Below are 24,194 nucleotides of genomic sequence, written 5' to 3'. Positions count from 1 at the left end.
GGTAAGAACAGGGTCAGGAAACAAAGGCAAAAAGATGCATAAACACATCGTATCGGCCGCCGTAGCGGCCGTACTAAGCGTTACGGCTACTGCCGCCTATGCGGATACTCTTTCCGACGTCAAGGCAAAGGGTTACGTGCAATGCGGCGTGACCGGGGGCGTTGCAGGTTTTTCTGCGCCGGACGCAAACAACAACTGGAGCGGGCTGGAAGTCGATTTCTGCCGCGCAGTGGCCTCTGCCATCTTCAACGATCCGTCCAAGGTTCGTTACACACCGCTGACCTCCCAAGAGCGTTTCACGGCTCTGTCCTCTGGTGAAATCGATATCCTGTCGCGCACCACGACCTGGACCATGAGCCGCGACACGCAACTGGGCATCAAGTTCATCGGCACGATGTTCTACGACGGCCAGGGCTTCATGGTCCGAAAGGCCGATGGAATCGCCTCGGCCCTGGACCTGTCTGGCGCCAATATCTGCATCGAGTCCGGCACCACGACCGAACTGAATGCGGCCGACTTCTTCTCGACCAACAATCTCGAGTACAAACCGATCGTGTTCGTGGACCAGGACGAAGTGGTCAAGGCCTTCGAAGATGGCCGCTGCGACGTCTATACGACGGACTCTTCGGCGCTTGCCGCCGAACGCTCCAAGTTCGCAAACCCGGACGACTACATCATCCTGCCCGAGATCATCTCCAAGGAACCCCTTGGGCCGGTGGTGCGCCAGGGTGACGACCTCTGGTTCAATATCAACCGCTGGACCTATTTTGCTCTGCTCGAGGCCGAAGAACTCGGCGTCACGCAGGCCAATGTCGATGAAATGCTAGGTTCGGACAATCCGTCGATCAAGCGCCTGCTCGGCGTGGAAGGCGACTTCGGTACGCCAATCGGCCTGACCAAGGACTGGGCCTACCAGATCATCAAGAATATCGGCAACTACGGGGAATCGTTCAACCGCAACGTCGGTCCCGATACGCCGATCGGGCTCGCTCGCGGCCTGAACGCTCTCTGGAAGGATGGCGGCATCCAGTACGCCCCTCCGATCCGCTAGTCGGCAATTGGGCCCGGCCCCTCGCCTAGAGGGGCCGGGCTCTTGCGTCTGATGGGACAATTACCCGTCGCTTGTCGCGATTCCGACGAGAGAGGACATTTGCGCCTATGGCTGCTATCGAGCCCCTGCGGAGCGATCCGCCTCGCACACACCTTCTAAACGACCCGCGCTATCGCGGCTACTTCTACCAGGTGGTGGTCACCGTCGCTGTGATCGCCTTCTTCCTCTGGATCATCCAGAACACCGTCGCGAACCTGACGGCCCAGAACAAGACGATGGGCTTCGACTTCCTCTGGAAGACCTCGGGTTTCAACGTCAGTTTCTCGCTCTTTCCGTTCGATCGGGCCTCCTACTACTGGGAGGCGTTCCTGGTCGGCATCACCAACACGCTGCTGGTGTCGGTGATCGGCATATTCTTCGCCACAGTTATCGGCTTCGTGCTGGGCATAGCACGCCTCTCGTCGAACTGGATCATCGCACGAATGGCGACGATCTACATCGAGGTCGTGCGCAACATCCCGCTGCTGCTGCAGCTCTTCTTCTGGTATTTCGCCGTGCTCAAGACGATGCCGGCGGTCAAGCAGAGCCACGTCTTTTTCGATGTTTTTGTGCTCAACCAGCGCGGCCTGTGGGTTCCCCAGCCACTGCCCGATGCCCGCTTCTGGTGGGTGATCATCGCTGCCCTTATCGCCGTCGTCTTCGGGCTGGTGCTGCGCGGATGGGCCCGCAAGCGCATGGAGGCGACCGGCGAGCGCTTTCCGGTGTTCCTGACCTTCCTCGGCGTCTTCATCGTCCTGCCGACGATCGTTTGGTTCGTCAGTGGCGCTCACCTCGATTGGGATTCTCCGGTCCTCAAGGGATTCAACTATGTGGGGGGCATCGAGCTGCCGCCCGAGTTCGTGGCGCTGGTCTTCGGGCTTTCGATCTATACGGCCGCCTTCATCGCCGAGATCGTGCGTGCCGGCATCCTGGCTGTAAATCGCGGCCAGACGGAAGCCGCCGAGGCATTGGGGTTGCGTGACAACGACCGGCTGCGGCTGGTGGTCATTCCACAAGCGATGCGGGTGATCATTCCTCCGCTGACAAGCCAGTACCTCAATCTCACCAAGAACTCGTCTCTCGGCGCCGCTATCGGCTTCCCGGAGCTGGTCAACGTCTTCACGGGAACGACGCTCAACCAGACGGGGCGCGCCGTGGAGGTGATTGCACTGACCATGGCGGTCTACCTCACGCTTTCGCTTACAACCTCGGCGATCATGAACTGGTACAACGCGCGCGTCGCGCTGGTGGAGAGATGAGGCCATGAGCGATACCACCTTTGTCCGCGCCGAAATCCTGGCGCCCGAACGCCCACCCAGCCAGGGCCTCGGCGCCATCGCCTGGGCGCGCAAGCACCTCTTTGCCTCGCCGTCCGATGTCATCCTGACCGTGGTCGCAGTCGCCTTCGTGCTGTGGATCATCCCGGGGCTCTACAACTTCTTCATCGGCAATGCCGTGTTTTCCGATCCAGAGGGATTGAAGGGCGGGGCCTGCCGTTTCGAGAACGTCGGTGCCTGCTGGATCTATATCGCCGACCGTTTCGACTTCTTCATGTTCGGCTTCTACCCGCAGGAAGAGTACTGGCGACCGATCTTGGTCTTTGCCCTAACCGCGCTGCTGCTCGTGCCGCTGCTCTGGCCCGGGCTGCCGTTCAAGCGGACCAACGCCGCTCTCTTCTTCATCGTGCTGCCAGTCGTGAGCTTCTACCTGCTCACCGGCGGCGTGTTCGGGCTGCCCTTGGTCACCACGGAGAAGTGGGGTGGCCTGATGATCACCCTCATCATCTCGATCGTGGGAATTACCTGCTCGATCCCCATCGGCATCCTGCTGGCCCTGGGGCGGCAATCGAAGCTGCCGATCATCAAGACGCTCTGCGTCTGCTTCATCGAGTTGTGGCGCGCTGTGCCGTTGATTACGGTGCTGTTCATGGCTTCGGTCATGCTGCCGCTTTTCCTGCCCGTCGGCACCAGCATCGATAAGCTGCTGCGGGCCCTGGTGGGCGTGACGCTCTTCGCCTCGGCATATCTGGCCGAGACCGTGCGCGGTGGTCTTCAGGCCATTCCCCGCGGGCAAACCGAAGCCGCCTCGGCCCTGGGCCTGAGCTACTGGAAGCGGATGGGTTTGATCATCCTGCCGCAGGCGCTCAAGCACGTGATCCCGGGGATCGTGAACAACTTCATTGCCCTGTTCAAGGATACGTCGCTCGTCTACATCGTTGGCCTGTTCGACCTGCTGCGCGCCGTGCAGTCCTCGACTTCGCTGACCGAGTGGGGGTCTCCGACACAAGCCGTCACCGGCTACGTGTTTGCCGCCTTCGTCTTCTGGATTTTCTGTTTCTCGATGTCACGCTACTCCCAGTACATGGAGCGGCGGCTCGACACGGGTCATAAGAGGTAAAGCCCATGTCCCTTTCCGAAACGACCGTCGAAAAGCCGGTCGATCGCAGCCACATGAGCGTGTCCGACACGGACGTGGCGGTCGAAATCATCGGCATGAACAAATGGTTCGGCGAGTTCCACGTCCTGCGCGACATCAACCTTAAGGTGATGCGAGGCGAGCGGATCGTCATCGCCGGCCCCTCCGGGTCGGGCAAGTCGACGCTCATCCGGTGCATCAATCGCCTCGAGGAGCATCAGACGGGGCAGGTGATCGTCAACGGAGTGGAACTGACCTCCGATCTCAAGCGCGTCGATGAAGTGCGGCGCGAGGTGGGTATGGTGTTCCAGCACTTCAACCTCTTCCCGCACCTGACCATCATGCAGAACCTGACTCTCGCTCCCATCTGGGTGCGCGGCATTCCCAAGGCCCAGGCCGAGGAAACCGCCATGCACTATCTCGAGCGGGTGAAGATTCCCGAGCAGGCCAACAAGTTCCCCGGGCAATTGTCCGGCGGGCAGCAGCAGCGCGTGGCGATCGCCCGCTCCCTGTGCATGAACCCCAAGATCATGCTCTTCGACGAGCCGACGTCGGCGCTCGATCCGGAAATGATCAAGGAAGTGCTCGAGGTAATGGTCGGGCTGGCCGAAGATGGCATGACGATGCTCTGTGTCACCCATGAGATGGGCTTTGCCCGGCAGGTGGCGAACCGGGTCATCTTCATGGATCAGGGCCAAATCATCGAGCAGAATGAACCCGAAGCGTTCTTCTCCAATCCGCAGCACGAGCGCACCAAGCTCTTCCTGAGCCAGATCCTGCATTAGCGGGTAAAACGGACCAAATGGCGGTGGGGACCAGGGCGTTACGCCTTGACCCACCGGACCTCCGTGCCAATATGGCCGGAAAGTCAGGAGCGGCCATCGGCCGACGTTGTTTGGTTCGAGTGTGGACAAAGCTGAGGATTGCCATAGCGCGCCTGTTTGGCGCGCTGTTGCTATCGGCGTCGATGGTTGGTCTGGCAATTGCCGCCGATCCTGGTCCTACCCTCAAGACCGTGCGTGAACGCGGCCACCTCATCTGCGCTGCCAGCCGTTCGTTACCCGGGTTTGCCCAGATGAATGATGGGGCCTGGTCCGGGTTCGACGTCGACCTGTGCCGAGCGGTGGCTGCAGCGGTTTTTAACGACCCCAACAAGGTCGAGTTCCGTGCGCTCGGCGGCGACAGCCGCTTTGCCCAACTTCAGACCGGGGAAATCGACATGCTGTCGCGCAATGCGCCCTGGACGCTCAAGCGCGATACGGGGTTCGGCGCCAGCTACGTCACGACGATGTTCTTTGACGGCGAAGCCTTCATGGTGCCGCAGAGCCTTGGCGCAGTTTCGGCTTACGAACTCGATGGCGTCAGCGTTTGCCTTATCGATGGCAGCGACGAGCAGATCGCGGTGCGGGACTTCTTCTTCGAGAACCAGGCGAGTTATTCGGAGGTCCTCTATCAGGATCTCGAGGATCTTGGCGTCGCCTATCGTTCGGGACTATGCCAGGCCGTGGCCGCACCGGCCCGGTGGCTCAATGCCATTCGCCGAAGCCTGCCGGAGCCTGCCACCCACCGCATCCTGCCCGAACGCATTACCAAGGAGATGATCGGGCCGGTGGTGCGCGAGGGCGACGACCAGTGGTTCGAGCTCGTACGCTGGACCATGTTCGCGATCATCGAGGCGGAAGAGTTGGGCATTACCTCGCGCAACATCGAATCCATGTCCACCGTCAACAATCCCGCCATCAAGCGGTTGCTGGGGCTGGAGGGGGACTTCGGGACACCGCTTGGCCTCGACCCCAAGTTCATGTCACGCGTCATCGCGGCGGTTGGCAATTATTCGGAGCTCTACGAGCGGAACTTCGGTCCCCAGACGGGGGCGTCGCTTTCGCGCGGACAGAACTCGCTTTGGACCAACGGCGGCCTGCTCTACGCACCGCCGGTGCGCTGACCCTCAGGCGAAGAGCAGGCTGACCCGGCGGTTGATCGAGCCCTTCTTCTCGATCTTGCCCAGTTTCAACGGACCGATCTCGCCAGTCGCGGCCACATGGGTGCCGCCGCATGGCTGCAGGTCGACATCGCCGATGCGAACCAGGCGAACGCGGCCCTGACCCATGGGCGGTTTAACGTTCATGGTCTTGATGAGGCCGGGGTTTGCCGCCATCTCCTCGTCTGTAATCCATTCGGTGGTGACCGGATGGTTGGCCGAAACGAAAGCGTTGAGCCGGGCCTCGATCGCCTCGAGGTCGGCGGGGACTTCAGGCATGTCAAAATCCAGGCGTCCCTTGTCGGAGCCAACCGATCCCCCGGTGACGGGGAAGGGGAAGGCGACCGAGAGCAGGTGCAGCGCGGTATGCATCCGCATCAATCGGTAGCGCCGCTCCCAGTCAAGGGCGATGTGAACGGGCTCGCCTACCTGCAACGCGGGTTGCCCTTCGGCAGGGACGTGGAGGATGCGCGTCTTGTCGCCCTCGGGATGGATGGTGGTGGCGATGTCGATGCGCGATCCGTCCGGGCGGTCGAGGTGTCCGTTATCGCCCGGCTGGCCGCCGGAGGTGGCGTAGAAGATCGTGCGATCGAGTGTGAACCCGCCCTCCGGCGTGACCTCGGTCACGACGGCCTCAGCCGACTTGAGGTAGGCGTCGTCGCGGAACAGGAATTGGGTCATCTCGATCGTCCAGTCATAGAATCGGGGATAACAGCCTCGCCGCCTGGCCGATGAAACGCTGGATCCAGGGCTTGTTGCGGACGTCCTCGGGCTTGGTTTGGTGCGACGCGGCGAAGTCGGCGTCAAGCATCCTGTCGACTGCGGCGATCATGTCGGGGTGCGTGAACCACAAGGTACACTCAAAGTTGATCGCGAAGGAGCGGTTGTCGAAGTTCACCGTCCCGACGCCCGCAATCTCGTCGTCCACCAGGATGACCTTCTCATGGAGGAAGCCGGCGAGATAGCGATAGACGGAGATGCCGTGCCCGACCATGGCGTCGGCGTGCGAGTTGCTAGCGAGCCAGACCAAGAGATGATCGGGCTTCTTTGGCAGCAGGACACGGACATCGACGCCGCGCAGGGCCGCCGCGTAAAGAGCGGTCTGAACATCGAGATCCGGTACGAAATACGGGCTGACGATCCAGAGGCGCCGGCGCGCCCTCGAAATCACCTCGGTGAAGGCGATCGCACATCCCTCGAGCTTGTCGGCGGGGCCCGTGGGCATCACGAGGACAGGCTGGTCGCCAGGCGTATCGACATGGTCGGGCAGGGCTGCGGGCAGACGCTGGCCGGTCGCCCATTCCCAGTCCTCCCGGAAAACCAGGCCCACGGCCAGCGCAGCAGGTCCGGCAACGTGGACGTGGGTGTCGCGCCAGTGGCCGAAACGCGGGTCCTCGCCGAGGTACTCGACACCCACGTTGTGCCCGCCGACCCAGGCCTCCTTGCCATCGACGCAGACCACCTTCCTGTGGCTGCGATAGTTGATGCGGGTTGGGCCGTAGATGCGAAGGAACGGATGGCGCTGGTTGAAGGTGGCCACATGTACGCCCGCGTCGCGGAGGCGCTGGACGTAGCGGATGGGGAGGCTGTTGCTGCCGACATCATCATAGATGATGCGCACGGCGACCCCGGCGCTAGCGCGCTCTACCAGTAGGTCGGCCAGTTGCTGGCCCAGCCTGTCATCGCGAATGATGTAGAACTGGATCAGGATGTAATCTCGGGCGCGCCGTATGCCGGCGAAGATCGAGTCGAACGTGGCCTGCCCGTCGATCAGCAACTCGGCGCGGTTGCCGCTCAGGAAGGGCATCTGCGCCACGTTGGCGAGCACCGGCCATTGCTCGGTTGTCAGCGGGTCCGTGATGTTGAGTTGCGCCGCGCGCTCGGCGCGAGCGCGGCGACCGCTGTGGGTCTGGACGGTCGTGTAGTCGTCGAAGAGCTTCCAGCCGAAGATGAGGTAAAGAAAGGCCGTTGGAAACGGCAGCATGACCAGGGACAGCAGCCACGCGATCGAACCCTGCGAAGTGCGCGAGTTCATCACCTCGCGGATCGCGCAAATGGCCGCCAACAGGAAGTTGGCGGCCAGGAACCAGGCGACGATATCGAGGTGCTCGAAGAGAACCGCGAACGGCGCTCCGCTCATTATGCTTCGACCGGTTCGAATACCGTGGCTATGTCGATTGTGGGTTCGCGTTCAAGCCATGCGGGGACCGGCAGGTCCTTCGCCCGCAGGAATGCGGGGTTGAAGAGCTTGGACTGATAGCGATTGCCGTAGTCGCACAGGACCGTGACGATGGTCTTGCCCGGGCCCAGTTCACGGGCCATCCGCACCGCCCCGGCAATATTGATGGCGCTCGATCCGCCCAGGCACAGCCCTTCGTATTCGAGGAGGTCGAAGACGTAGGGTAGGGCCTCTGAGTCGGGGATTTGGAAGGGCATGTCGACCTTGAGGTTCGTGAGGTTGGCCGTGATGCGGCCCTGGCCGATGCCTTCGGTTATTGAGTTGCCGGAGGACTTGAGTTCCCCTGACGTATAGTAGCTGTAGAGCGCTGCTCCTTCGGGATCTGCGAGGCCGATCTTGATGTTCCGGTCGCGCTCGTTGAGGGCCATGGCGACGCCGCCGAGCGTGCCGCCGGATCCCACCGCGCAGATGAAGCCGTCAAGCTTGCCGTCAAAGGCGTCGTAAATTTCGGGGCCCGTGGTTTCGACGTGGGCCTGGCGGTTCGCTACGTTGTCGAACTGGTTTGCCCAGATCGCGCCGCCCTTGAGTTCCTTGTCCAGTTGCTCGGCGAGGCGCCCGGACACCTTGATGTAATTGTTCGGGTTCTTATAGGGCTTGGCCGGAACCTCGATCAGTTCGGCGCCGTAAAGGCGCAGCGCGTCCTTTTTCTCTTGGCTTTGCGTGTCGGGGATCACGATCACTGACTTGTAGCCCAGGGCGTTGGCGACGAGCGTCAATCCGATCCCGGTGTTGCCTGCGGTTCCTTCGACGATCGTGCCGCCCGGGCGGAGCGCCCCACGGCGAACCGCGTCCTGGATGATGTAGAGCGCCGCCCGGTCCTTGACCGATTGACCCGGATTGAGGAACTCCGCCTTGCCCCAGATTTCACAGCCGGTCATTTCCGATACGCGGTTGAGACGAATGAGCGGCGTGTTGCCGATGGCAGCGATCAGATCTTTGTGCTTGGTCATATGGCTTTGCCGTAATTGAACGGTGGGATGGTAAGGATGCCCGGTGAGCCAAACAAGGCCCAAGCCTTCTAAAAGCCATGGCTTTCCGTTTGTTCCCTCAGCGAAGGAAAGAAGGGCTACAAACGCGCCTTTGGACGAAAAATCAAAGACCTAAAGCTGCTTCAGGGCATCCAGGGCGCGTTGCCGCGACAGGCCGAGGTCCACGATCGGCCGCGGATAGACGACGCCTAGTTCAACCTTGGCTGCGCGCAGGACGTCGCCGGGAGCGGCGGCGGGATTGTGTATCCATTTGTCGGGCAATTGCGCCAGCTCCGGCATCCATTCACGGACGTATTGGCCGGCGGCGTCAAAGCGTTCGGCTTGCGTAACCGGGTTGAAGATCCGGAAGTAGGGCGCGGCGTCCGCGCCTGAACCTGCCACCCACTGCCAGCTCGCCGGATTGTTGGCGTCGTCGGCATCTACCAAGCAGTCCCAGAACCATTGCTCGCCGACCCGCCAATCGATGAGGAGGTTCTTGGCGAGGAACGAGGCGACGAGCATGCGGACCCGATTGTGCATCCAGCCCGAAGCCCAGAGCTGGCGCATGCCCGCATCGATGATCGGGATGCCGGTGCGGCCGTGTTTCCACGCCTCGAACTGGCTATCGTCGATCCGCCAGGGCATGCCCGCGTACTTTTCCTGCATGGGGACGTTGGCGATGTCCTCCCGGTGGTAGAGAAGGGAATATGAAAAGTCCCTCCAGGCGAGCTCGGAGAGGAACTTGTCGACCTGGGCGGCCAGCCGGTGTTCCTTTTGTGCCAGGGCTGCAGCCGAATGCCATATCTGGCGAGGCGAGATCTCGCCGAACCGCAGGTGGGGCGAGAGGCGCGAGGTGAGGGGCCTTGCAGGTATGTCGCGTCCCTCGCTGTAGTTAGGCAGTTCGTCTTCGAGGAAGTCCGACAGACGCTCCCGTGCCGCGTCTTCGCCGACATCCCAGAAGCGAGCGAATTTGCTGGCCCAGGTGGGCTCTCGATAGTCAGCGTCAACCGGGGCTGCGCGTCCGAGCGGGCCCTTGCGGCCGCGGGGCATGGGTAGAGGCGTCGCGATGTGCTGCTGTTGCAGCGACTTCCAGAATGGGGTGAAGACCGAATAAGGCTTGCCCTGGCCGGTGGTAAGCTCCCAGGGTTCGGTCAGCAGCGTTGCGGAGAAGGATTGCACCTTTTCGGCGTGCTTGCTCGCCTCGGCCTTGATGTCGGAATCGATTTGCCGGGCCGCCGGTCCATAACGGCGATTCCAGAAGAGCGCCCGAGCGTCGTGTTCCCGCAGGACACGCAAGACGGACGCCTTGGCTTCGCCGTGCGCCTCAAGCAAGGGGATGCCGAGAGAGGCCAGGTCCTGAGCGAGAGCGCGCAGGCTGCGGTGGAGCCACCATCTGGCGGCGGAGCCGATCGGGCGGAGGGCCTTGTCGGTCTCGTGCACGAAGAGGGCCACCACGTTAGCGGATTCGGCGATGGCGGCAGTCAGGGCCGGGTTGTCGCGCACGCGCAGATCGTTGCGGAACCAGACGATGGCGGTATCGGCCATGAAATAGTTTTCCTTTGTTCGCGCCTCGCGGCGGTGGGCATCCCTACCGACCAGCGTCGCGGGTGACGTGATGGTCGCTGTCCGTCAAATCTGCGCAAACGTGTCGGAAGCCGGGACTTCCGCGGGTGTGCCCGCCCTTGTGACGTCGTAGGAATGGGCGTATTTCGATGCGGCGCGCAACCGGAAAATATCGACAGATGACCGTCTCCACCGCCCGGCTCACCCATCTTCAGGCTCTTGAGTCTGAGAGCATCGAGATCTTCCGCGAGGTCGCGGCGAGTTTCGAGCGGCCGGTCATGATGTATTCGATCGGCAAGGATTCTTCGGTCCTCCTGCACCTAGCCCGCAAGGCCTTCTACCCCAGCCGCATCCCGTTTCCGCTCTTGCATATCGATACGACGTGGAAGTTCCGCGAGATGATCGCGTTCCGTGATCGGATGGCTGAAGAGCATGGATTCGAGCTCGTTGTGCACACCAATCCGGATGGGGTGGCCAACAACATCAATCCGTTCGACCACGGATCTGCGCGCTATACGGACATCATGAAGACGCAGGCGCTGCGCCAGGCTCTATCAGCGGGACAGTACGACGCCGCCATTGGCGGTGCCCGCCGCGACGAGGAGAAGTCGCGCGCCAAGGAGCGTATCTTTTCGCATCGTAACGCACAGCATGCCTGGGACCCCAAGAACCAGCGGCCGGAGCTTTGGCGCGTGTTCAATACGCGACTGGCGCCAGGCGAGAGCATGCGCGTCTTCCCGCTCTCGAATTGGACCGAGCTCGATATCTGGACCTACATCTATTCCGAGCAAATCCCCATCGTGCCGCTTTATTTCGCCCGGCCACGTCCCGTGGTGGAGCGTGCGGGCACGCTGATCATGGTCGATGACGAGCGCTATCCGCTCCTCAAAGACGAGACGCCGCGACAGGAGACGGTGCGCTTCCGAACCCTCGGCTGTTATCCGCTCACTGGCGCCATCCGGTCCGATGCGGCCGATCTTCCTTCGATCATCATGGAAATGCAGGCCAGCCGAACCTCCGAGCGCGAAGGCCGCCTCATCGATAGCGACCAGGCCGGTTCGATGGAAAAGAAGAAGCAGGAAGGCTATTTCTAAGTTGAGTACGCTTGCCCAGGCCGTGGCCACTCCGGATACCGATATCGACCTTTGGCTGCAGCAGCAGACCGACAAGGGCCTACTGCGCGTCCTCACGTGCGGCAGCGTGGACGACGGTAAATCCACGTTGATCGGGCGGCTCCTCTACGACAGCCAACTTATACTGGACGACCAGCTCGCCTCCCTGCGCAAGGAAAGCCGCAATCGCACCACCGGCGAGGAAGGCATCGATTTCTCTCTCCTGGTAGATGGATTGACGGCCGAGCGAGAGCAGGGGATCACCATCGATGTCGCCTATCGGTTCTTCTCGACCGACAAGCGCAAGTTCATCGTTGCCGATACGCCGGGCCACGAGCAGTACACGCGCAACATGGCGACCGGGGCCTCCAATGCCGATGTCGCTCTGCTGCTGGTGGACGCCAGAAAAGGGTTGCTAACCCAGACCCGCCGGCACAGCTTCATTCTCTCCCTAATCGGGGTGAAGCATGTCGTTCTGGTGGTGAACAAGATCGATCTCGTCGACTACGACGCCGACGTGTTCGCGGCGATCGAGAGCGACTATCGGCGGTTCGCCGAACCGCTGGGTTTTTCGTCTTTCCAGGCCATTCCGGTTTCCGCGCTGCGCGGCGACAATATCATTGCGCCGAGCGCGTCGACCCCGTGGTATGGCGGCCCGCAACTGGTGCCCTACCTCGAAGAGATCGAAGTCGCCGAAGACCGTTCGTCCGGTGCACTTCGTTTCCCGGTGCAGTGGGTTAATCGCGCCAGCCTCGATTTCCGGGGATTCTCCGGCACCGTGGCATCGGGCTCGGTCAGTGTTGGCGACGACGTGCTCGTCGCGGCGTCCCGCAAGCCAGCCAAGGTGGCGCGGATCGTCACCATGGATGGGGATCTCCGTCAGGCGGTACCGGGGCAGGCCGTGACGCTCGTCCTCGACAGGGAAGTCGACATTTCGCGCGGCGATGTCCTGACCCGTCCCGGAGAGACGCCGGAGTATTCAAATCAGTTCCAGGCGCGGGTGGTGTGGATGCAGGAGGAGCCGGCTTTCCACGGGCGGTCCTATCTCATCAAGGTCGGCTCGCAACTCGTTCCGGGCACGATCACGGGCATCAAGTATCGTACGAACGTCAATACGCTCGAGCGGACGGCGGCGACTAAGCTCGAGCTGAACGAGGTTGGCACCGTTACGATCGCGACGGACAAGCCGATCGCGTTCGACCCCTATGCCGACAACAACCAGACTGGCGCCTTCATCCTCATCGATCGCCTGACCAACACGACCCTTGGGGCCGGAGTGATCGACTTCGGCCTGCGCCGGGCACAGAACCTTTCGTACCAGGAATTCGACGTGAACCGGCAGGTGCGCGCCGATCTCAAGGGCCAAGAGCCGCATGTCGTCTGGTTCACCGGCCTGTCAGGGTCAGGGAAGTCGTCGGTTGCCAATCTCATCGAAAAGCGCCTGACTGCCGAGGGACGCCATGCCTACATTCTCGACGGCGACAACGTCCGACACGGACTCAACAAGGATCTGGGCTTCACCGAGGCGGATCGCGTGGAGAATATCCGGCGTGTGGCCGAAGTCGCGCGACTGATGGCCGACGCGGGGCTGATCGTCCTAGTGTCCTTCATCTCCCCGTTCCGGAACGAACGCGCCCTGGCGCGCGAGATCGCCGGGGACATCCGCTTTACGGAAGTCTACGTCAACACGCCGCTAGAAGTGTGCGAGTCGCGCGATCCGAAGGGCCTCTATGCCAGGGCGCGCCGCGGCGAGATCAAGAATTTTACCGGTATCGACTCGCCGTTCGAGGCGCCGGAGCGCCCCGACATCGTGCTGGCCGGCGGCGAACGCGAACCTCAGGACCTGGCCGTCCAGCTCTACGGCGAGCTTTTCGCTGGCTGATGGGCGAGGGGAGCGATCAGCTCCCCAACACCAGTTTGATCGCGTAGCCCACGATCGCCACCGTCAGGACGCCGGCCGCCCACAGACCGATGAACCAGAGCAGGCGGCTGCTGATCTGACGCGCAGACATCAGTGGTAGCCTTCCTCTGGGTCGATCTTGCCGCGGAATACCCAGTACGCATACCCGGTATAGAGCAGGATGATCGGGATGAGCACGGAGGCGCCCACGAGCAGGAAGCTCAGGGACATGTCCGGTGCGGCCGCCTCCCAGATGGTGAAGGCGCCGGGCACGATGTAGGGGAAGAAACTAATCCCGATCCCGATGTAACTGAGAACAAACAGTCCTAGCGCAGCCAGGAAGGGCTGGAGATGCTTGTCCGTCGTCAGGCCGTGCCAGAGCGCGAAGGCGCAGATCGCCAGGAGCAGAGGAACGAACGCCGAGAAGAAAGCGGTGGGCCAGCCGAACCAGCGCTCGAAGTAGATCGGGTTGATGAAGGGCGTCCAGAGGCTCACGATGCCGATGAGCGCCAGTGTAGCCACGCCGGAGATCATGGCGATGCGCCGCGCGCGGGCCTGCAGGTCGCCGTGGGTCTTGAGGTTGAGCCAGGTGGCCCCAAGCAGCGAGTAGCCGACGGCAACCGCGAGGCCCGTGAGAACCGAGAACGGGGTCAGCCAGTCCCACCATCCGCCGGCATAGCTGCGGTCGACGATCTTGATACCCTTTACGAGGGCGCCCAGGGCGACGCCCTGCATGAGGGCGGCCGTCAGTGAGCCGACGAAGAAGCCAACGTCCCAGTAAATGCTGCCGCGCGTCGTGCGCCAACGGAACTCGAACGCCACGCCACGAAAGACCAGAGCGAGTAGCATCAGGATGATGGGCATATATAGAGCCGGCAGCACCGTCGCGTAGACGACCGGGAACACCGCCATCAGGCCGCCGCCACCCAGCACGAGCCATGTTTCGTTGCCGTCCCACACGGGCGCGACCGAGTTGGTCATCACGTCACGATCCCGGCGACTGGGGAACAGCGGGAAGAGAATACCCACACCCAGGTCGAAACCGTCGAGGATCACGTAGGCAAGCACCGCGATGGCAATCAGTCCTGCCCAGACAAAAGCGAGATCAAGCACCATGACCATCTCCCATCGGTGCGCCCTGAACAGGGCCTGGGGTGATGCCGGCGGCCCTGTTGGGTGCCTTTTCGAGTTCGTGATCCTCACCCTCGGGTGGCCTGCGCATCAGCCGCAGCATGTAGAAGACGCCGGCGCCGAAGACGATGAAGTAGACGATGATAAACGCTGTGAGCGAGGTGCCGACGGCAGGGGCCGCAATGGGCGAGAGGCTGTCCTCGGTTCGGAGTATCCCATAGATCGTATAAGGTTGGCGGCCGACCTCAGTGGTGTACCAACCGGCGAGTACGGCAACGTAGCCTGACGGGCCCATTACGAGCGCCGCGCGCTGCAGCCAGGTGCTTTCGTAGAGCGTTCCGCGGAAGCGGGCCCAGAGGGACCAGAGGCCAACGCCGAGCATCAGGAAGCCAAGGCCGACCATGATGCGGAAGGTAAAGAAGGGGATTAGGGCGTTGGGGCGCTCGTCGCGCGGCCATTCCTTGAGCCCCTTCACTTCGCCGTCGATCTGATGGGTCAATATCAGCGATCCCAGATAGGGGATCTCGATGGCGTAGCGCGTCACCTCCGCCTTGTCGTCGGGAATGCCGAAAAGGATCAACGGCGCACCGCGATGGGTCTCGTAATGCCCCTCCATGGCGGCGATCTTGGCAGGCTGAAACTCAAGGGTGTTGAGCCCATGCATGTCGCCCACGCCGATTTGAATCGGGGTGACGATGGCAGCCATCCACATCGCCATGGAGAACATGATGCGCGCCTGACGGTTGGCGTTGTTGCGCAGCAGGTGATAGGCGCCCACCGCGCCGACGGTGAAAGCGGTTGTCAGGTAGGCGGCGAGAACCGTGTGTACCAGGCGGTATGGGAACGACGGGTTGAAGATGACCGCCATCCAGTCGGTAGGGACGAGCTGGCCGTTCGCCGAGGGGGCGAAACCGGCGGGCGTCTGCATCCAGCTATTGGTAGCAATGATCCAGGTCGCCGATATCAGCGTGCCGACTGCAACCATCAGGGTAGCAAAGAAGTGCAGTTCCTTGCCGACCCTTTTCAGGCCGAAGAGCATGATGCCGAGGAAGCCTGCTTCCAGGAAGAACGCCGTGAGGACCTCGTAGCCCATCAGTGGGCCGACGACCGGTCCGGCCATGTCGGAGAATTTGGCCCAGTTGGTACCAAACTGGTAGCTCATGACGATGCCGGAAACGACGCCCATGCCGAAGGTCACGGCAAAGATCGTCTTCCAGTATTCGAACAGTCTTAAGTAGGCGTTGTCCTTCCGGATCAGCCACAAGGCCTCAAGGACTGCCAGAAAGCTGGCCAGGCCAATGGAGAAGGCCGGAAAGATGAAATGGAACGAGACAGTGAAAGCGAACTGAAAGCGCGCAAGGATTTCTGCGCTCAGGCCGGCAAACATCGCGGCTCTCCGTTTTGATGACCCATCAATACGTTAGTCTCGTTCGGCCGATTTGGCGACAGGCCTGTGACGTGGCGGTTTGGCGCGCGTCCGACTGGCGCGCGGCAACTTGCCGCCCGGCCGACGCCAGGCGTCTTGAGGAGGGAGGAGAATCAGCGGCAACTAGACCGGTCGGAAGCGTGGCCCCCGCACCAGATGTGCCACATTCGATTATCTGCCCGAATGGTAAATTCGTGAACGTGCATTTCGATTTAGGGTGAATGCATAGTCCATTATATCTATTTGTATAATTGAATATGCCGCAATGTCGCCTCATATGTGGCGAGGCGGCAACAATCTTTAAAAAGGCTGAGAGTTTTTGCGCTCTCCCCTTTGACTCCACGTTGCTAATAGATGCTAATCGCCGGGCGGTTAGACGAGTTCTTGCTGGGGAGCATGTCGCAGTCTCAGCCGCGCATCGTTGCGCTCCGGGAGGGGTGTATCTCGGAATTACGAACACACTTTGGGTCGGTGCGAAGTTTCCGGTCTGTGATTGGTGTGACGTGATGGCGAGTAAGGTGCCGAGAGACTGCAGGCGTCCCCCGAAATCTTGAATTCGATCTTTCGCCAGCCCGGCAGCGGTCCTGCCAGAGAAGTGTAAGCGTCTCTGCTGCCGATTGTCGGGAGCGGGAGCTGTCAGGGGCCTAAAGGATAATTATGAAATCGCTTCGTACCGTTTTGCTTGGAACCGTTTTCGCCGCCTCCCTCGCCGGGATGGTCAGCGACGCATCGGCGCTCACGTTGCAGCAGGCAATAGCCAGCGCCGTGAAAACCAATCCGGAAATCGGACAGGCGGTCGCCAACCGAGAAGCAACAGAATTTGAACTCAAGCAGGCGCTCGGCCTCTACCTGCCCCAGGTGAGCCTGGAAGCGTCGGTCGGTGCGCAGCTCCTCAACAATCCGTCGCGCCGTGGCGCCGGCATCGAAGACGATCCGCTCTACCCGACCGAAGTCGGGGCGAGCATCAGCTACGACATTTTCGACGGCGGTTTCCGTCAGGCCGAAGCCAACAAGCAGGCCGCGCGTATCGACGGCGCCTCGTTCCGCGTGCTCGAGCGCTCCGAGGCCATCGGCCTGGAAATCGCGCGCCTGTATTTCGAGATCATGCTGCAGAGCCACATCGTGGAGATCGCGCGGCAGAACGTCAGCTTCCATGAATCGACCCTGGCCAACGTTGCGGATGCAATTTCCAGCGGCCAGTTGACCGAGGCTGACCGCCAGCAGGCCTACGAACGCGTGGCCGCGGCCAATTCCCGTCTCTTTGAAGCGCAGGAAGCGCTCGAGACTGCCCGCATCGGCTTCTACAAGGAAGTCGGCGTGCCCTTCGATAGTCCGAGCGCCCCGCGTCGCGTCGGCAAGGCTTTGCCGCGTACGCTCGAGCAGGCAATCGACATCGCCCGCCAGAACAATCCGCGCATCGGTATGGCCGCCGCTGACATCGACGCAGCTTCCGCGCAGGTCGAACAGTCTCAGTCCGGCATGTTCCCCAAGCTTTCGCTCGAGGGGCGCGGCACGATCGGCAACGACAACACGGGCGTCGCCGGCTACAACACGGATCTGCAGGGTCGCCTGGTTCTCAAGTGGAACATTTTCGACGGCGGCATCAAGAGCAACGAAGCCCAGGAAAACATCCGTCGGGAAACCGAGGCGATGCTGGCCCAGCAGGCTGCGTTCCGCGAAGTGGAAGAGGCCGTGCGCGTCTCCTGGTCGCGTATCACGCGCCAGACCCAGCTTGCGACCCAGTACGCTGCCCAGATGGCGGCTTCCGATGGCCTGGTGAAGGCCTATCGCGAGCAGTTCACGATCGGCCAGCGCTCGCTGCTCGACGTGCTTGACGCCCAGAACAGCCGCTTCAACGCACAGGTCCTCAACGAGACCGCTGTTTATGCGGCCCGGTTTGCAGAATATCGTCTCATGGCCTCGACCGGCCAGCTCATGGCCTTCCTGAGCGTGACGCCACCGGCGCAGTCGGATGCTTACGCTCGTACCTTGCTGGGAACGCCTTCGGCGGACTCCTACAAGGATCACAAGGCGGTTCCGGTGCAGTTCGATCGTCCGTTGGATCTTACTAAGTTCGTGAACTAGATTCCGCGCGCGTTCAACTTTAGTTCCTGCGTTAACAGCGCCTAACGACTGCCGTTATTCGGTGGTTTTGCGGCCTGCTGATTAACTTCAATTCATTGTCCTGCTTGAGCCTGGTGCGCTGCAGGCATAGAGCGTGCCTGTCCAGGTACGGAAATGGACTATGGCTATCGACAGCGCATCCAGGACTACTGAGACGCCGCTTGAACCGCCTGCCGTCATCGCCTCGCCCCCCGAGGCGATGCCATCGGCTCCGGAAAAACCTGCGCGCGATCCTCTGCTTGCAATCGTACGTTACCTTGCCATGCGCTGGAGCCGGCCAACGGCTCCGGAAGTGCTGACGGCTGGCTTGCCGCTGGTCGAGGGTAAGCTCACTTTCGAGCTGCTTCCACGTGCGCTGGAGCGGGTAGGGCTGGAAGTGACGCAGAAGCGCACGGCGCTGCGCGACCTTCCCGAATTCGACATGCCCGCCATCATCTCGGGCAAGCATGGCCAACTGCTGGTCGCTGTCGGACGCGTCTCGCGCCAGAAGCTGCGCTGCTACGATCCCGAAACGGGCGGGGAGGCGGTCATTTCGACCAACTCGCCCGAGTGGCGCTTTCGCCATCGCGTGCTTCTGGTCAAACAGGCGCTCGACGGCGATGGCCTGAGCGACGTCGATGACGGTACCATCAAGGAAACCCATTGGCTGCGCGCGGCCCTGCAGGGGCATTGGGGCAACCTGGCCTACGTGCTTCTGGCGGCGACGTTCATCAACCTCTTCGCCATCGCGATGCCGCTCTTCTCGATGAACGTCTATGACCGCGTGCTGCCCAACAAGGCAGTGTCGACGCTCTGGGTGCTTGCGATCGGCATCATCACGGTGTTCGTGTTCGATTTCATGCTCAAAGTGGCCCGCGCCGCGATCATCGACCATGCCGGCCGCGCCATCGATTTCCGGCTTTCCTCGGTACTTTTCGACCGGGTGCTGAACACTTCGGTCGCGGCGCGGCCTGCCTCGACCGGCGCGTTCGTCAACCGGATCACGCAATACGAAGTGCTGCGCGACTTCTTCACGTCCCAGACGGTCGTGATGTTCGTCGACATCCTCTTCATGGGCGTCTTCGTCTACGTCATCGCCATGCTGATCGGCTGGGTGGTGATCTTCCCGGTGATCGGGGCAATGCTCGCCATAACCGGAACCATCATCATCGGCATGCGCTCCAAGTCGGCCGTGGAAGCGGCGCTCAAGGAGTCCTCTCAGCGCAACGCGATCCTCGTGGAGGCGCTTTCGGCGACGCAGACCGTCAAAGCCTCGCGTGCGGAAGGCCAGTTCCTGCGCAAGTGGGAGAGCTCGATCTTTGCGTCCTCGGAGACGCAGAACAAGATCAAGTGGTATCAGTCGCTGGCAACCCAGCAGACGTCCGTCATCAGCCAGATTTCGACGATCGGCATCATGATCGGATCGACCTACGCGTTCTCCGAGAACCAGGTGACGATGGGCGCGATCGTTGCCGCGATGATGCTTTCCAACCGCGTGATCGCACCGGTGGCCATGATCTCGGCGGCGCTGCTGCGCACCCGGTCCGCCATGGAGGCCTATACGGCGCTCGACAGCATCATGAAGCTGCCCGACGAGCGCAAGGTCAAGAAGAGCTTCATTTCGCGCAGCGTCGAATCCGGCAAGATCGAGTTCCGCAAGGTCCGCTTCGCCTATCCGGGTGTCGAGCACTACGTGCTGGACCAGGTGTCGTTCACCATCAATCCGGGCGAGAAGGTCGGCATCATCGGCCGCATCGGGTCGGGCAAGACCACGCTGGGCCGGCTGCTGGTCAATTTCTATCCGGCCAGCGAGGGTGAAATCCTCATCGATGGCGTATCGATCAAGCAATACCACCCGGCGTCGCTGCGCCGGCAGGTCGGGCTGGTGTTGCAGGATCCCGAGCTTTTCAACGGCTCGGTCAAGGACAACATCCTGCTTTCCAATCCCGAGGCGAGCGAGGAGAAGTTCCTCGAGGTGTCGCGTCGGGCGGGCGTCGAGGAGTTCGTGTCGCGCCATCCGCTGGGTTACGACATGCCGGTGGGCGAGCGCGGGTTCCTGCTGTCGGGCGGCCAGCGCCAGGCGATTGCGCTGGCGCGCACCATGCTGGTCGATCCCAAGATCCTGTTCCTGGACGAACCCTCGAGCTCAATGGACCTGGCAACCGAACGCCAGTTGATCGGCGCACTCAGCCGGTCGCTAGCGAGCGACCATACGGTGCTGATCGCAACGCACCGGTTCAGCCTGCTGCAACTGGTGACGCGCCTCATCGTGGTCGATAACGGCCGTATAGCGGCCGACGGCCCGCGCGATGCGGTGCTTGCCCAGCTCAAGGCCCAGGGTGGCGGGGGAGAGGCTTGATGAACAAGCCAACCGGGTCCTTTGAAGAACTTCTGGCCTCCGTTCCCGAGCAGGACCGGCCACCGCGTACATGGGTCTACGTGATCCTGCTCGTTTGCGGGTTCCTCGCTGCTGCGCTTACATGGGCGTCGCTGGCCCAGATCGATGAGATCAGCCGCGCGGAGGGCAGGGTTATTCCGTCATCCAAGATGCAGGTTATCCAGAGCGCCGAAGCGGGCGTGGTGACCGAGATTCTGGTGCGTACGGGCGAGCAGGTCAAAAAGGGCCAGCAGCTCATCCAGCTCGACGACACCACCACGGCGTCTTCGGCCGGCGAGGTCGAGGCGAAGGTCAATGCGCTCCAGGCGCAGGTTGCGCGCCTGCGCATCGAATACGAAGGCAATTCGGCAGACGGGTTCGTCTGCCCGCCGGACGTGCTGGCGGCGGCGCCGGCCGTTTGCGACAACGAGGCCGACCTGCTCAAGGCCCGCCAGCAGACGCTGGACCAGGGCAAGCAGGTGCTTCTGCAACGCGTCGAGCAGCGCCAGCGCGAGTTGAGCGAAGCGCTGGCCAACCAGTCGCGCCTGACCGACGCCAATCGCCAGGCCGCGGAAAAGCTGGCCCTGGTCGAGCCGATGGCCAAAAAGAACCTCGTCTCGCAGACCGATCTCATCAACGCACAGCGCGACGTGACGGATACCAAGGGGCAGCTCGAAGCGGTGGTGGAATCCATTGGCCGCCTCAATGCCGCGGTGGCCGAGGCACAGCTTCAGGTCAAGCAGGCCGACCTGCAATTCCGCCAGGACGCGCTGACGGATCTGACCACCCGGCTCGCCGAGCTCGCGAGTGCGCAGCAGACCCTGCGCGGCGCCGCCGACCGGGTGAGCCGCACGGACATCCGCTCGCCTGTCGATGGCATCGTCAACAACATGGCGGTCAACACGATCGGGGCGTTCGTATCGCCCGGCGAACGGCTGGTCGACATCGTGCCGGTCGAGGACACGCTGCTGGTGGAAGCCAAGCTCAAGCCGTCCGACGTCGCCTTTATCCTTCCGGGACAGCCGGCCAACATCAAGATCACCGCCTATGACTTCTCGATCTTCGGGGGGTTGCGTGGCGAGGTGCAGAACGTCTCGGCCGACAGCATTGTCGATCCCGACACGCGTGAGACCTATTATTTGGTCCTGATCAAAACAGATCAATCCGCGCTCGAGTACAATGGCAAGAAGCTGCCGATCTTGCCGGGTATGGTATCGTCGGTTGAAATTCTCACGGGAAAGAAGACGATCCTCCAGTACCTGATGAAGCCGATCAACAAGGCACGCGACGAGGCCCTACGTGAGCGATAAGGTAGCCGCGCAAACGCGGCTACCCGAAGAAGCCGCATCTGACGAGGAAGGCCTCGATAGCCTCCTGACCCCCGAATTCCGCGTGATCAACACCGGAAACCGGCGGCGCGGCGTGCGGCTGGAGCGGCTTTTCTGGCAGGTGCTTTCCGATATCGCCCAGGCACGCGGCATTCGCCGCAGCCAGCTGGTGGGCGACATCCTCGACGAGGCCGGACCGGGCGCCGAGAACACGGCAAGCATTCTGCGCGTCTACGCCACCCGTGAACTCGAGCAGCAGCGCCGGGCGCTTGCAGCGCGGGGCGAGCCGGGGTTCGTGGTGAGTCTGCTCCAGGCGGCGCCGGTTCCGGCATTCGCCATCAACCGGCAGAAGCGCCTCCAGCAGGTCAATCCCGAGTTCATCCACCTGTTGCGCGTGGTGTCGGGAAACATGTCGCAGAAGATCTCGGCGGATGTGGTGCATATGTCGCTCGACGTTCCGCTCGACCAGATATTCCTGCAATTGTCAGAGGGCGCCCCCACGCTGCAGTGCGGGTACACCCTGACCATCGACAACAAGCAGCGCCGTGGGCGAACCAAGGTGGTGGCGGTGCCGCCGGCGCCCAGCAGCGCGCTTGTCGGATACATCATCTCCTAGGGTGCGCGTGACCATGACCAGCCCAGCGATCAAGACGTTCTCGCGCCGGGCCATGTTGCTGGCGCCGGTGCTGCTGGCACTTGCCGCGTGCTCGACGGGCGGCCCGCTGATGAGCGCTTCGTCCAGCAAATCCAAGGCCGTGACGCCGGCGAGCGAAACGGTCGGCACGGGCAAGAACCTGGTTGGCCTCCTGGCTGCCGACGATCCCGCCAATCTTTCGGACGGGGCCTCGGGCAGCGCCTATCTCGCGGCCAGGCTGGCGACGAACGCCCTGGCGGGTGCACCGGTGACGCTGATGGTGCGACGCTTCGAATCCCGACCCGCGGCCCTGCAGAAAGCTGCTGGCGAGATGGCGCAGGCTGGTGTGCGCCTGGTGGTGGTTTCGGGCGACGAGAGCGCAGCGCGCGAACTGGCGACGGCGCTGGCGCCGCGCGGCGTGACCGTTGCCTCGGTGGGCCAGGCGGGAGACGTCGCCAACCGGCTTTTCGGCGCCTATGCGCGCAAGGACGAGACGGCGTTCTCCGCGGCGGAAATGAAGCGGCGCGGCTACGGCACGATCGCCATCGTGAGAACGGGCGACGCCGCGAGCGTCGCTTATGCCAACGGGCTGGCGGAAGCGGCGGCCAAGGTTGGCCTCAAGGTTCAGTTCGTTGATGGTTCGTCCGCAGCCAGTGCCGCCGCCCAGCTTCAATCCCAGGCGGCAATGGGCTTCGAGCCAAAAGCCCTGGCCTTTGCCACCGGCCCCGGCCGAGCCGTGGAGCTCGTCACGGCACTCAAGGCGGTTCCCGAGCTTGCAGGGGTTCCGGTGGTCGGCAATGGTGGTTGGGCGGTCGGCGCGCCGACAGGGCTTGGGAAGGGCTGGTATCCTTCGCTATCGCGCGCCGGCCTCGCCGGGTTCGCGGAGAAGTTCGCTGATGCCTACGGGACGCGGCCGACCATCGAGGCGGCCATCACCTACGACCTCGTGGTGCTCGGCGGAGTGCTGCCGCAGGTGGCCGCGGACGACCCGTTCGGGCCGACGACAATGACGAATGCGCAAGGGTTTACCGGGGTCACCGGAAGCTTCAAGTTTGATTCCTCGGGCGTGGCACGGCGACCGTTCGCCGTGGTCGAGCTCAAATAGGAAAGCCCCGGTCGCGACCGGGGCTCATCTTGACGCCATTGGGCTGGCTCACTCGCCGGGAAGGACCTGGGACATGTCGCCCATGGCGAAGCCGGTGCGGCGATCCTTGAAGCCGTGGATGTAGTTCTTGCCGCCAACGAAGGACATGATCGGCACGTAGCTGATGAAGGCGGTATCGCTGGCAACGCTGTTGCTGAGGTTGTCAAGGATATAGGCCTTGCCATCGACGTGGACCGCCAGCACCGCATGGTAGAGCTGGCGACGAGTGTCCTTGAGCACCACCAGCTGAAGCTGGCTGTCATCGAAGCCGATGCTGCGCAGCAGCCAGAGCTTGGTGGTGGCGAAGTCCTCGCAGTCGCCGACGCCCCGGTCCGCAATCTCCTGCGGGCTCGCCCAATAGTCGCTCTTGCCCCAGGCCTGCTGGTCGCTGCGATAGACCAGGTTACGGTTCACGGCGCGGTTGACGACCGAGAGGGCCTCCACGGTGGGTAGGTTCTCCGCCTCGCGCGCGGCGCTGGCCAGGGCCTTGCGCAGGCCCGTCCGGCAGGACTGTGCGTCGCAGTTGGCGCCGAAGACGTTGAGGAAATCGCCCTGGGCGGCGTGCGACCAGGCGCGAGCGGCCGGCAGCGCGCCCACTGGAATCACCACCGAGCCAAAGACGTTGTAGTCGCCTGCCGCATTTCCGCGCCTGTCGAAGCCTGGAAGCGTGGGAATTCCAGTGGAATCGAGGGCCGCAACGGCAATTCCGTCGCGTGCGGGCTCGACGCTGTGCTTGATCGACGCCAGTAAAAGGTCTGCAGCCGGCATGGCATTTACATGCGT

19 protein-coding genes are annotated in these 24,194 nt (G+C 62.5%); 12 read left to right on the top strand and 7 right to left on the bottom strand.

From position 1 onward, the window contains the following. The first annotated feature begins 34 nt into the window (after positions 1–34). The 5 genes from FNA67_RS11745 (at position 35) to FNA67_RS11725 (ending at position 5,450) form a co-directional block, all read left to right on the top strand. Positions 35–1,051 carry an amino acid ABC transporter substrate-binding protein gene (locus tag FNA67_RS11745; RefSeq protein WP_049705285.1) on the top strand — a complete coding sequence of 339 codons (1,017 nt, stop codon included), beginning with the start codon at positions 35–37 and terminating at the stop codon, positions 1,049–1,051. Between the two features lie 107 nt (positions 1,052–1,158). Beyond that, positions 1,159–2,349 carry an amino acid ABC transporter permease gene (locus FNA67_RS11740; protein WP_082202115.1) on the top strand — a complete coding sequence of 397 codons (1,191 nt, stop codon included), beginning with the start codon at positions 1,159–1,161 and terminating at the stop codon, positions 2,347–2,349. A 4-nt stretch (positions 2,350–2,353) separates the two neighbouring features. Beyond that, positions 2,354–3,487 (top strand): amino acid ABC transporter permease, encoded by a 1,134-nt coding sequence (locus tag FNA67_RS11735; RefSeq protein ID WP_147656150.1) that lies wholly within the window; start codon positions 2,354–2,356, stop codon positions 3,485–3,487. A 5-nt stretch (positions 3,488–3,492) separates the two neighbouring features. Beyond that, on the top strand, positions 3,493–4,290 hold the full coding sequence (locus FNA67_RS11730) for an amino acid ABC transporter ATP-binding protein (RefSeq protein WP_049705283.1): 798 nt from the start codon (positions 3,493–3,495) through the stop codon (positions 4,288–4,290). A gap of 17 nt (positions 4,291–4,307) precedes the next feature. After that, the gene (locus FNA67_RS11725; protein WP_147656149.1) at positions 4,308–5,450 is read left to right on the top strand and encodes an amino acid ABC transporter substrate-binding protein; all 1,143 of its coding nucleotides are present in this window, start codon (positions 4,308–4,310) and stop codon (positions 5,448–5,450) included. 3 nt (positions 5,451–5,453) lie between these two features. Here FNA67_RS11725 and FNA67_RS11720 read toward each other — a convergent pair whose 3' ends face one another. The 4 genes from FNA67_RS11720 to FNA67_RS11705 all read right to left on the bottom strand — a co-directional run bounded on the left by FNA67_RS11720 (position 5,454) and on the right by FNA67_RS11705 (position 10,238). Next, positions 5,454–6,167: an alanyl-tRNA editing protein gene (locus FNA67_RS11720; protein WP_147656148.1), complete on the bottom strand. Its 714-nt coding sequence runs from the start codon at positions 6,165–6,167 to the stop codon at positions 5,454–5,456. Positions 6,168–6,180: 13 nt separating this feature from the next. Beyond that, positions 6,181–7,626: a cardiolipin synthase gene (gene cls, locus FNA67_RS11715; RefSeq protein WP_147656147.1), complete on the bottom strand. Its 1,446-nt coding sequence runs from the start codon at positions 7,624–7,626 to the stop codon at positions 6,181–6,183. Beyond that, positions 7,626–8,675, bottom strand: coding sequence for a cysteine synthase A (locus tag FNA67_RS11710; RefSeq protein WP_147656146.1), 1,050 nt, complete (start codon positions 8,673–8,675; stop codon positions 7,626–7,628). Before FNA67_RS11710 ends, cls begins: the two co-directional genes overlap by 1 nt. A 150-nt stretch (positions 8,676–8,825) precedes the next feature. Continuing rightward, positions 8,826–10,238: a cryptochrome/photolyase family protein gene (locus FNA67_RS11705; RefSeq protein ID WP_147656145.1), complete on the bottom strand. Its 1,413-nt coding sequence runs from the start codon at positions 10,236–10,238 to the stop codon at positions 8,826–8,828. A gap of 197 nt (positions 10,239–10,435) precedes the next feature. Between FNA67_RS11705 and cysD the strand changes: the two genes are divergently transcribed. Continuing rightward, a complete protein-coding gene (gene cysD / locus FNA67_RS22300; protein WP_244616334.1) occupies positions 10,436–11,350 on the top strand; it encodes a sulfate adenylyltransferase subunit CysD in 915 nt (304 codons plus the stop codon). Continuing rightward, entirely contained in the window at positions 11,343–13,250 is a 1,908-nt protein-coding gene (gene cysN, locus FNA67_RS11695; RefSeq protein WP_244616675.1) for a sulfate adenylyltransferase subunit CysN, read from the top strand. Before cysD ends, cysN begins: the two co-directional genes overlap by 8 nt. A gap of 129 nt (positions 13,251–13,379) precedes the next feature. Here cysN and cydB read toward each other — a convergent pair whose 3' ends face one another. Beyond that, positions 13,380–14,384, bottom strand: coding sequence for a cytochrome d ubiquinol oxidase subunit II (gene cydB / locus FNA67_RS11690; RefSeq protein ID WP_147656142.1), 1,005 nt, complete (start codon positions 14,382–14,384; stop codon positions 13,380–13,382). After that, positions 14,374–15,786 (bottom strand): cytochrome ubiquinol oxidase subunit I, encoded by a 1,413-nt coding sequence (locus FNA67_RS11685; RefSeq protein ID WP_147656141.1) that lies wholly within the window; start codon positions 15,784–15,786, stop codon positions 14,374–14,376. The genes cydB and FNA67_RS11685 overlap by 11 nt, the downstream gene beginning before the upstream one ends. A gap of 696 nt (positions 15,787–16,482) precedes the next feature. On the opposite strand from FNA67_RS11685, the gene FNA67_RS11680 reads away from it, so the two are divergent. The 5 genes from FNA67_RS11680 (at position 16,483) to FNA67_RS11660 (ending at position 23,372) form a co-directional block, all read left to right on the top strand. Then, positions 16,483–17,910 (top strand): TolC family outer membrane protein, encoded by a 1,428-nt coding sequence (locus tag FNA67_RS11680; protein ID WP_147656140.1) that lies wholly within the window; start codon positions 16,483–16,485, stop codon positions 17,908–17,910. 160 nt (positions 17,911–18,070) lie between these two features. Further along, on the top strand, positions 18,071–20,287 hold the full coding sequence (locus tag FNA67_RS11675; RefSeq protein ID WP_147656139.1) for a type I secretion system permease/ATPase: 2,217 nt from the start codon (positions 18,071–18,073) through the stop codon (positions 20,285–20,287). Continuing rightward, positions 20,287–21,615 carry an HlyD family type I secretion periplasmic adaptor subunit gene (locus tag FNA67_RS11670; protein ID WP_147656138.1) on the top strand — a complete coding sequence of 443 codons (1,329 nt, stop codon included), beginning with the start codon at positions 20,287–20,289 and terminating at the stop codon, positions 21,613–21,615. The genes FNA67_RS11675 and FNA67_RS11670 overlap by 1 nt, the downstream gene beginning before the upstream one ends. Continuing rightward, positions 21,605–22,249, top strand: coding sequence for a ribbon-helix-helix domain-containing protein (locus FNA67_RS11665; protein WP_049705270.1), 645 nt, complete (start codon positions 21,605–21,607; stop codon positions 22,247–22,249). Before FNA67_RS11670 ends, FNA67_RS11665 begins: the two co-directional genes overlap by 11 nt. Before the next feature lie 13 nt (positions 22,250–22,262). After that, on the top strand, positions 22,263–23,372 hold the full coding sequence (locus FNA67_RS11660; RefSeq protein ID WP_147656137.1) for an ABC transporter substrate-binding protein: 1,110 nt from the start codon (positions 22,263–22,265) through the stop codon (positions 23,370–23,372). 48 nt (positions 23,373–23,420) lie between these two features. Here FNA67_RS11660 and FNA67_RS11655 read toward each other — a convergent pair whose 3' ends face one another. Then, positions 23,421–24,179: a transglutaminase-like cysteine peptidase gene (locus FNA67_RS11655; RefSeq protein ID WP_170267296.1), complete on the bottom strand. Its 759-nt coding sequence runs from the start codon at positions 24,177–24,179 to the stop codon at positions 23,421–23,423. Positions 24,180–24,194 lie beyond the last annotated feature (15 nt).

The sequence above is a fragment of the Youhaiella tibetensis genome, from assembly GCF_008000755.1.
In the GTDB taxonomy this organism is placed as follows: Bacteria; Pseudomonadota; Alphaproteobacteria; order Rhizobiales; family Devosiaceae; genus Paradevosia; species Paradevosia tibetensis.
Note: the sequence above shows the minus strand (reverse complement) of the source record. Positions and strands in the feature narration are given on the sequence as shown.